Below are 7,901 nucleotides of genomic sequence, written 5' to 3' on the forward strand. Positions count from 1 at the left end.
CGCTGACGCGCGGCACCGTGGTGCCGGTCGCGGCCCCCGCGCCCGCCGCCGTCTCCGCCCCTGTTGCAGACAGCGGCTTCGCCACCTGGACCCGCGCCTTCCGCGCCCGCGCCATGGCGCAGGGGATCGGCGCCGCCACCTTCGACCGCGCCTTTTCCGGCGTGACCGTCAACGCCCGCGTGCTGGAGCGTGACGGCAACCAGGCCGAGTTTTCCCGCCCGCTCTGGGACTATCTCGACAGCGCCGTCTCGGACACGCGCACCGCCAACGGGCGCGCGGCCCTCTCGCGGCACCGCGATATCCTTGCGCAGATCGAACGCCGCTACGGCGTCGAGGCCGAGGTGGTGGTTGCCGTCTGGGGCCTTGAATCAGCCTATGGCGCGATGCGCGGCGACACCGACATCATCGCAGCCATGGCGACGCTCGCCTACGAGGGGCGGCGGCGCGACTTCTTCGAGGCGCAGCTGATCGCCGCCCTGCGCATCCTGCAGGCGGGCGATGTCAGCCCGCGCCAGATGGTCGGAAGCTGGGCGGGCGCGATGGGCCACACGCAGTTCATGCCGACCTCGTACCTCGAGCATGCGGTCGATTTCGACGGCGACGGGCGGCGCGACATCTGGTCGGACGATCCGGTCGACGCGCTGGCCTCCACCGCCAATTACCTGCGCAACCACGGCTGGACCACGGGCCAGCCCTGGGGGATGGAGGTGCGCCTGCCCGACGGCTTCGACTACGCCCTGACGGGCGAGCGGGTGAAGCGCGACGCGGCGTTCTGGAACGCCCGCGGCGTGCGGCTGGCCGATGGCGGCCGCGTGCCCGATCATGGCCGCGCCTCGATCCTGCTGCCCGCGGGGCACAGGGGCGTCGCGCTTGTGATCTACGACAATTTCCACGTGATCGAGCGCTACAACCCCGCCGATGCCTATGTCATCGCTGTCGGCCACCTGTCGGACCGGATCACCGGCGGACCGGATTTCCGCGGCGGCTGGCCGCGCGAGGATCGCGCCCTCAGCCGCGCCGAGCGCGAGGAATTGCAGCAAAGACTCGTCCGCGCCGGGTTCCACCGCTACGCGGTCGACGGGATCATCGGGCCGCAGACGATCGACTCGGTCCGCCGCTTCCAGGCCTCGCTCGGATGGGTGCCGGACGGCTACGCCTCGCTTCGCGTTCTCGAACGCCTCCGCGGATCGTAGGGTGGGCGCAGCCCACCGGCCCGACCCGCAGGGTGGGCCATCCGGCCCAACGCATCGAAAGGTGGCTTTCACTTACCCTGCGCGAACCTTTCGTTAACCCCGCTGTGGCATAACCTCCGCCCAAGGACATGTCCCGGCAGGCGGGTGACGCCGACTGCCACACCACCAGGTATCCGCGCCCCGCCTCCCGCGGGGTCCGACACGAGCCGGACAGGGGTCCGGGGTAGCGCCCGGGCCGATCCACGGACACCGCCTTGGCGGCGCCGCCATCCTTGTCGTCAGACCGGACGGATCACCCAGCCCGAGACAGCAACCGGTGCCAATGCACAGGACAGGCCAGCCCACCCCGGCTTGGGCAGGCCAGGGCCCGGCCCTGCGCGATCAGTCGCGCAACAACTCGTTGATCGAGGTCTTCGACCGCGTCTGCTCGTCCACGCGCTTCACGATCACCGCGCAGTAAAGATTCACGCCGTTCTTCGACGGCATCGAGCCCGCCACCACGACCGAACCCGCGGGCACTTCGCCATACATCACCTCGCCGGTTTCCCGGTCGACGATCTTGGTCGATTTCCCGATGAAGACGCCCATCCCCAGCACCGAGCCCTCGCGCACGATGCAGCCCTCGACCACCTCGGACCGCGCCCCGATGAAGCAGTTGTCCTCGATGATCGTCGGGCCCGCCTGCATCGGCTCCAGCACGCCGCCGATCCCCACGCCGCCCGACAGGTGGACGTTCTTGCCGATCTGCGCGCAGGAGCCCACGGTGGCCCAGGTGTCCACCATCGTGCCGCTGTCCACGTATGCGCCGAGGTTCACGAAGGAGGGCATCAGCACCACGCCCGGCGCGATGTAGGCCGAGCGGCGCACGACGCAGTTGGGAACCGCGCGAAAGCCCGCGGCCTTCCACTCACCCTCGCCCCAACCGGCCCATTTGCTGTCGACCTTGTCCCACCAGCTGCCGCCCTGCGGCGAGCCGGACTGCATCTCCATGTCCTTCAGGCGAAAGCCCAGCAGCACCGCCTTCTTCGCCCATTGGTTCACGTGCCAATCGCCGCCCGCCTGCCGTTCGGCCACGCGCAGCGACCCGCTGTCGAGCGCCGAAAGCGTCGCCTCGATCGCGTCGCGGGTCTCGCCGGTGGTGGCGGGGGTGATCGTATCGCGGGCGTCCCACGCGGCTTCGATGGCGGCTTCCAGCTGGGCGTTGGACATGGTCGGTGCTCCCTCGGGGTTCAATGGCGTCGCGCGCGGTCATAGCGGGCGCGCCCCCGGCTGGCAATCCGGGCACGCTCGGGCTAGGCCTTGGGCATAGTGCGAAAGGACAGTGCATGAAGGACGACCCCCGCGGACCGTTCCGCCACGCAGGCCAGGACCTCGAATCCGCCCGCCAGTTGCCCGACACCCCGCAGGCGCGCTCGCCCGCCTACCGGCTGGCCTTCGACGACCCCGATTTCCTGTTGCGCGACGAGCTGCGCCCGGTCCGCCTGCAGCTGGAACTGCTCAAGCCCCAGCTCGAGCTGGACGAGCGCGGCATCAACTCCACCGTCGTGCTGTTCGGCGGCGCGCGCATCCCCCGCCCCGAGGCGAAGGACAGCGCGAAAAGCGACACGCTCCGCGACATGAGCCGCTACTACGACGAGGCCCGGCGCTTTGCGCGGCTCATCACCGAGCGTTCGGTCGAGACGAATTGCACCGAGAATGTCATCGTCACCGGCGGCGGCCCCGGCGTGATGGAGGCCGGCAACCTCGGCGCCTCCGAGGCGGGCGGCTGTTCCATCGGCCTCAACATCGTGCTGCCGCACGAGCAGGTGCCGAACGAATACGTCACGCCCGAGCTGTGCTTCAACTTTCACTATTTCGGCATCCGCAAGATGCATTTCCTGCTGCGCGCCAAGGCCATCGCCGTTTTTCCGGGCGGCTTCGGCACGCTGGACGAGCTGTTCGAGTCGCTCACGCTGATCCAGACCGGGCGCATGGAACAGGTGCCCGTCCTGCTCTTCGGAGAAGAGTTCTGGCGCGACATCGTCAACTGGGAGGCGCTGGCCAAGGCCGGAACGATCTCGGCCGAGGACCTGTCGCTGTTCCGCTTCGTGGAAACCGCCGAGGAGGCGCTGGACGTGATCGACGGCTGGGACAAGACCGGCCGTCGCGGCACGATACCGGGGCGGTAGGGGCGTCAACCCTCCGACAGAAGCGCCGCGCATTGCCGCGGCAGCTCGGCCAGGGTCATCGGCCCGCGCGGCGGCGGCGGCACGTAATCGGGGTCGGGCGGCGGCGGGTTCAGGATCGCCTCGGCGCGCGCGCGCGCCTCGTCGCAGCCATCGCCGGGGGGCGGGGCCGCCTGCGCCTCGCAGTCGCGCGAGCCGGGCGGGCAGTTCAGGCGCACGTGGAAATGGTAGTGATGCCCGTTCGCGGGCCGGATCGTGCGCAGCCAGGACCGGTCGCCGGTGGCGTTGTCGCACATCCAGACCTTGGCCCCGGTAAAGACGAAGATCCGCGCCACGCGAGGATCGGAGGCGGCCAGCCGCAGCACCTCCATATGCTCGGCGGTCCAGTTCTCGCCCACCCGCGCGCCGCGCGCCGAGCGGGTCGAGATCGACGAGAGGCTCTCGCGCTCGGCCTCGGTCAGGTCCAGCCGCCGCGGTGGCAGCATCCAAATGTCGACGTCGAGGCCGGACTGGTGGCTGACATGTCCCGTCAGCATCGGGCCGCCGCGGGGCTGCTGCATGTCGCCCACGTAAAGCCCGTTCCACGAGGTTTCCGCCGCCACGCGCGCAGACAGCTCCTGCACGTAATCGACCAGGACCGGATGCCCCCAGTTGCGGTTGCGCGACAGGCGCATCGCCTGCCAGGTCGGCCCGGTCTCGGGCAGCTCCCGCGCGCCCGACAGGCAGCCGCGGGAATAGCCGCCGATCACCTCGGACGGCCCGCCAGCGGGCGCGCGTTCCGCCCCGAACAAAAGCCGCGCCTCCTGTCCCGAGCGGGTGGCGTCGAGCGGCGGCAAGGCGGGGCCGCCCCCACCCGTCGGGCTGCAGGCGGCCACAAGGGCCAAGGCCAGGGCTCCGGCAAGGTGTTTCAGCATCAGCGTGCCTCGCTCCGACCATCGGGATCGACCCAGATCAGCAGGACAAGCCCGATGGCGAAGAGCACGACCAGCGGCGTCACGCCCATCTGCTGACTGCCGGTCACCTGCGTGACGACCCCGATGGACAGGGGCGCGATGAAGGACGTGGCCTTGCCCGCCAGCGCGTAAAGGCCGAAGCCCTCGGTCATGCGGGCCGGATCGGCCTGCCGCACCATCATCGTGCGCGACGCGGATTGCAGCGATCCGCCACCGGCCCCGATCAGCGCGCCCAGCACGTAGAAGGCGATGTCGGGCAGGGACGAGTCCGGCCCGACGGGAATGCCGAAGACGCTCTCGCGGCTGACGAAGACCACGCCCAGCGCCACCAGCGTCAGCAGCAGCACGTTCACCACGATCACGGGCTTGGGCCCGTAGCGGCTGTCGGCCTTGCCGCCGAGCCAGGCGAACAGCGCCCCGGTCAGCACGGCGAGGATGCCGAAGATGCCCACGTCGACCACCGACCAGCCCAGCACACCAGCGGCATAGATGCCGCCGAAGACATACATCCCGTTCAGCGCGTCGCGGTAGAACATCGACGAGCCGAGATAGGCGAAGAGGCTGGGTTGCCCCGGCAGCGTGCGCAGGGTGCGCTTCAGGTCCGGCCAGGCCCCGCGCAGCGCGGCCCGCATCGGGATCACACCGGGCATCCGCGCGTCGCGCACCCAGAGGAAGAAGGGGATCATGAAGACGACATACCAGATCGCCGTCAGCGGCCCGACCGCGCGCGTCCCCTCGCGCATCTCGGGGTCGAGGCCGAGGATCGGCTCGATCCCGATCAGGGTGCGCCCCGTCTCGGCGTTCTCGGCGAAAAGCAGCAGCATCGCCACCAGCGCCACGAAGCCGCCGAGATAGCCAAAGGCCCAGCCCGAGCCCGAGATGCGGCCAAGATCGTCGCGGTGGCCCAGCGTCGGCAGCAACGAGTTGGTGAAGATCGTTGCGAACTCCATCCCGATCAGGCCGACCGCGAACAGGAACAGGATCAGCACGAGGCTGAAATCGCCCGGCACTGCATACCACAGGCCCCAGGCCCCGATCACATACATCAGCGAGAACAGCCAGACGAAGGGCATCCGCCGCCCCGACAGGTCCGCCACCGCCCCGAGGAAGGGGGCCGAGACGGCGATCATCAGCCCCGCCGCGCCGACGCCGTACCCCCAGGCGGTCTGCGCCGCGGTGCCGTCGCCCAGAAGCTCGTTGATGTAGGGGCCGAAGATGAAGGTCAGCAAAAGGGTGTTGTAGGGCTGGCTCGCCCAGTCGAAGGCCCACCAGCCCCAGATGCGGCGCTTCGCCGTCCGGTCCGCCGAGGACAGGGGGGGGATGGGCTTGGGTTCGGTCAGCACGCTCATGGCAGGCACAATCCGCCAAGCCGTGTGGCTTGTCTACGGGCTTGATGGGCGGGTCATGCAAATATCACGCAGAGGTCGCGCCGGGATCACACGGGGTGCAACCCCTTGAAATCGGGGAGTTCAGCCGGGGTGTCGCGCGTCATTCCCGGCCAAGCCCGGCGCGGCGTCCTGCATCGGCGGCCAGGGCCGCGTTGCATCCGCCTCGGCCCAGGCGGCGACCCAGCCGGGCAGCGCGGGCGAGGTGCCGTCATGGCCCAGCGCCGCGGCGACGCGGTCGGTGGGGGCAAGCCGCCCCCGCTCGGTCACGCCGGTCCGCAGAAGGGCATGGTTGCAACAGGTCTCGCCCCGCCACATCGCCTGTTCGATGTAGAAGAACCGCGTGTCCCAGCCCAGCAGCCGCGTGCGCAGCTCGACCCGTTGCAGCCCGGTGATCCGGGCGCGGTAGCGCACCGAGGAGCCCGCGACGACCAGCCCCCACCGCTCGCGCTTGAGCACCTGCCACAGGCCCATGCGCATCGACAAGGCGAAGCGCCCGAGGTCATAGAGCGTCAGCACGCGGCCATTGTTCATCTCGAGGAACCCGTCGAGATCACTGGGCAGGCAGCGCAGCGGCAGGACATGGGTGTCGAAGACCCCGATCCGCGGCTTGCGGCGTTCGGAGACCATGATCGCGGAGAGGCGCAGATAGGGATACATCACCCCGCCAAAGCGCAACGGTCCGCGCCGATCAAGCCCGCCGTTGCGTCACGGGGCGTCCCGCCCGCCCCACATCGGCCGCCCCGCATCGGCCGCGCGCCGCTTGCACCGCGGGGCCTGCCCGACTATCTGGCAGGAACGCAAGTCAAAGGGACCGCACCGCAGATGACCTCGCTTTTCCAGATCCTCATGCTTCTGATCGACGTGGCCTTCTTCATCGTGCTGGCCCATATCGTCATGAGTTGGCTGATAAATTTCGGCGTGCTGAACCTGCGTCAGCCGATCGTCGCGCAGATCTGGGACGGGCTGAACCGGCTGCTCGAACCGGTCTATGGCCCGATACGCCGCCGCCTTCCGGCGATGGGCGGGCTCGACCTTGCGCCGCTGATCTTCATCCTCGGTCTCTATGCGCTCGAGATCATCCTGCGCAACAACGTGGCGCTATTCCTCTGAGAGCGGCCTGACCGCGTCACCCGGCGCGATCCGCCCCGGCGTCAGCACCTCGGCGCACCATCCGCCATGCCCGCGCATCGCGGAATAGCCGCCATGGCCCAGCGCCGCCTCCATCCGTGAACAGGGCGCGCAGACCGTCATCAGGCGCAGCACCGCGCCACCGATGGCGAGCTGCCGCCCCTTGAGCGCCGACAGGTTCAGGCCCGACACCACGAGGTTGCGGCGCAACAGTTCGGGCGGGATCGCGTCGCGGCCGAGGCAGGCCCCGATGACGGCGAGATGCTCGGCCTGGATCAGAGTGACCGCCCGCTTGCCGGGGCGGGCGTGGTCGCCCGTCAGCCCGCGTGCCGCGATCTCGGCGGCGTCGACCGCCACCGGCGCGGCCAGCCGCTCGGGGCGCAGCAGGATGCGCGCAAGGCGTCCGTCCTGCGCATGTCGGGATATGAGATCGGCCAATCGCTCCATGCCCCGCATCTAGCACCGGACGGACTCGACTCCCAGCGCCATGCGATCTAGACATCAGAACATAACGTGAACATGCTGCCACCCATGTCCGACACTCCGCCCCGTTCCGCCCGGCCGATCAACCGGCGCATCCTGTCGCTGTGGTTTCCGCGGCTGGCCGCCGAGCGTGTACTGCGCGCCGCGCCCGCGCTGGCCGAGACGCCGCTCGCGGTGGTGGGCGAGACCGGGAACCTGCGCGAGATCGTGTCGCTGAACAGGGCCGCCAGCGCGCGAGGCCTGAAGCGCGGGCAGGCGCTGACCGAGGCGGTGACGCTTTGCCCCGACCTGCTCACCCGCCCGCACGAGCCACAGCGCGATGCGCAGGCGCTGGCCGCCCTGCGCCGCTGGGCCGGGCGCTTCAGCCCCTGGGTCGCCGAGGAGGGCGCGGAGGCGCTCTTGATCGACCTGACGGGCTGCGCGCATCTGTTCGGCGGGGAAGAGGCGCTGTTTGCGCAGGTCCACCAGGATTGCGCCGACCTGGGCCTGACGGTGCGGGCAGGCATCGCCGATACGGCGGGCGCGGCCTGGGCGCTGGCGCGCTACGCGGGCGGCGGCGGCGTGGCGCAGACCCATGGCGGCGACGCCATC

Annotated in this window: 9 protein-coding genes; 4 read left to right on the plus strand and 5 right to left on the minus strand. The window is 70.0% G+C overall.

Annotation, left to right across the window (positions count from 1 at the left end):
* On the plus strand, positions 1–1,193 hold a 1,193-nt coding region (locus QQK83_RS18105), incomplete at its 5' end, for a lytic murein transglycosylase (protein ID WP_284266680.1).
* A gap of 381 nt (positions 1,194–1,574) precedes the next feature.
* Here the strand turns inward: QQK83_RS18105 and dapD are convergent.
* Complete coding sequence (gene dapD / locus QQK83_RS18110; protein WP_284266682.1) at positions 1,575–2,402, minus strand: 2,3,4,5-tetrahydropyridine-2,6-dicarboxylate N-succinyltransferase; 828 nt, start codon at positions 2,400–2,402, stop codon at positions 1,575–1,577.
* A 116-nt stretch (positions 2,403–2,518) separates the two neighbouring features.
* Here dapD and QQK83_RS18115 point away from each other — a divergent pair, with 116 nt between their 5' ends.
* Positions 2,519–3,361 carry an LOG family protein gene (locus QQK83_RS18115; RefSeq protein WP_284266684.1) on the plus strand — a complete coding sequence of 281 codons (843 nt, stop codon included), beginning with the start codon at positions 2,519–2,521 and terminating at the stop codon, positions 3,359–3,361.
* A 5-nt stretch (positions 3,362–3,366) separates the two neighbouring features.
* On the opposite strand, the gene mepA is transcribed toward QQK83_RS18115, so the two are convergent.
* The 3 genes from mepA to QQK83_RS18130 form a co-directional block, all read right to left on the minus strand.
* A complete protein-coding gene (gene mepA / locus QQK83_RS18120) occupies positions 3,367–4,272 on the minus strand; it encodes a penicillin-insensitive murein endopeptidase (protein ID WP_284266686.1) in 906 nt (301 codons plus the stop codon).
* Complete coding sequence (locus QQK83_RS18125) at positions 4,272–5,660, minus strand: MFS transporter (RefSeq protein WP_284266688.1); 1,389 nt, start codon at positions 5,658–5,660, stop codon at positions 4,272–4,274. Before QQK83_RS18125 ends, mepA begins: the two co-directional genes overlap by 1 nt.
* A gap of 120 nt (positions 5,661–5,780) precedes the next feature.
* The gene (locus QQK83_RS18130) at positions 5,781–6,356 is read right to left on the minus strand and encodes an acyl-CoA thioesterase (protein ID WP_284266689.1); all 576 of its coding nucleotides are present in this window, start codon (positions 6,354–6,356) and stop codon (positions 5,781–5,783) included.
* A gap of 165 nt (positions 6,357–6,521) precedes the next feature.
* On the opposite strand from QQK83_RS18130, the gene QQK83_RS18135 reads away from it, so the two are divergent.
* Positions 6,522–6,809, plus strand: coding sequence for a YggT family protein (locus tag QQK83_RS18135; protein WP_284266690.1), 288 nt, complete (start codon positions 6,522–6,524; stop codon positions 6,807–6,809).
* Here the strand turns inward: QQK83_RS18135 and QQK83_RS18140 are convergent.
* Positions 6,798–7,274: an MOSC domain-containing protein gene (locus QQK83_RS18140; protein ID WP_284266691.1), complete on the minus strand. Its 477-nt coding sequence runs from the start codon at positions 7,272–7,274 to the stop codon at positions 6,798–6,800. The genes QQK83_RS18135 and QQK83_RS18140 overlap by 12 nt on opposite strands.
* An 84-nt stretch (positions 7,275–7,358) precedes the next feature.
* Here QQK83_RS18140 and QQK83_RS18145 point away from each other — a divergent pair.
* Positions 7,359–7,901: Y-family DNA polymerase (locus QQK83_RS18145; protein WP_284266693.1), on the plus strand; the 543-nt coding region annotated here is incomplete at its 3' end.

It is taken from the genome of Roseicyclus amphidinii, from assembly GCF_030163755.1.
Classification (GTDB): domain Bacteria; phylum Pseudomonadota; class Alphaproteobacteria; order Rhodobacterales; family Rhodobacteraceae; genus Roseicyclus; species Roseicyclus amphidinii.

What these genes read in the sequence shown, in the direction of transcription:
- QQK83_RS18130 (WP_284266689.1), bottom strand. Translation starts at nt 6,356, where the DNA reads ATGTATCCCTATCTGCGCCTCTCCGCGATCATGGTCTCCGAACGCCGC.
- QQK83_RS18115 (WP_284266684.1), top strand. Translation starts at nt 2,519, where the DNA reads ATGAAGGACGACCCCCGCGGACCGTTCCGCCACGCAGGCCAGGACCTC.
- QQK83_RS18135 (WP_284266690.1), top strand. Translation starts at nt 6,522, where the DNA reads ATGACCTCGCTTTTCCAGATCCTCATGCTTCTGATCGACGTGGCCTTC.
- QQK83_RS18140 (WP_284266691.1), bottom strand. Translation starts at nt 7,274, where the DNA reads ATGGAGCGATTGGCCGATCTCATATCCCGACATGCGCAGGACGGACGC.
- dapD (WP_284266682.1), bottom strand. Translation starts at nt 2,402, where the DNA reads ATGTCCAACGCCCAGCTGGAAGCCGCCATCGAAGCCGCGTGGGACGCC.
- mepA (WP_284266686.1), bottom strand. Translation starts at nt 4,272, where the DNA reads ATGCTGAAACACCTTGCCGGAGCCCTGGCCTTGGCCCTTGTGGCCGCC.
- QQK83_RS18125 (WP_284266688.1), bottom strand. Translation starts at nt 5,660, where the DNA reads ATGAGCGTGCTGACCGAACCCAAGCCCATCCCCCCCCTGTCCTCGGCG.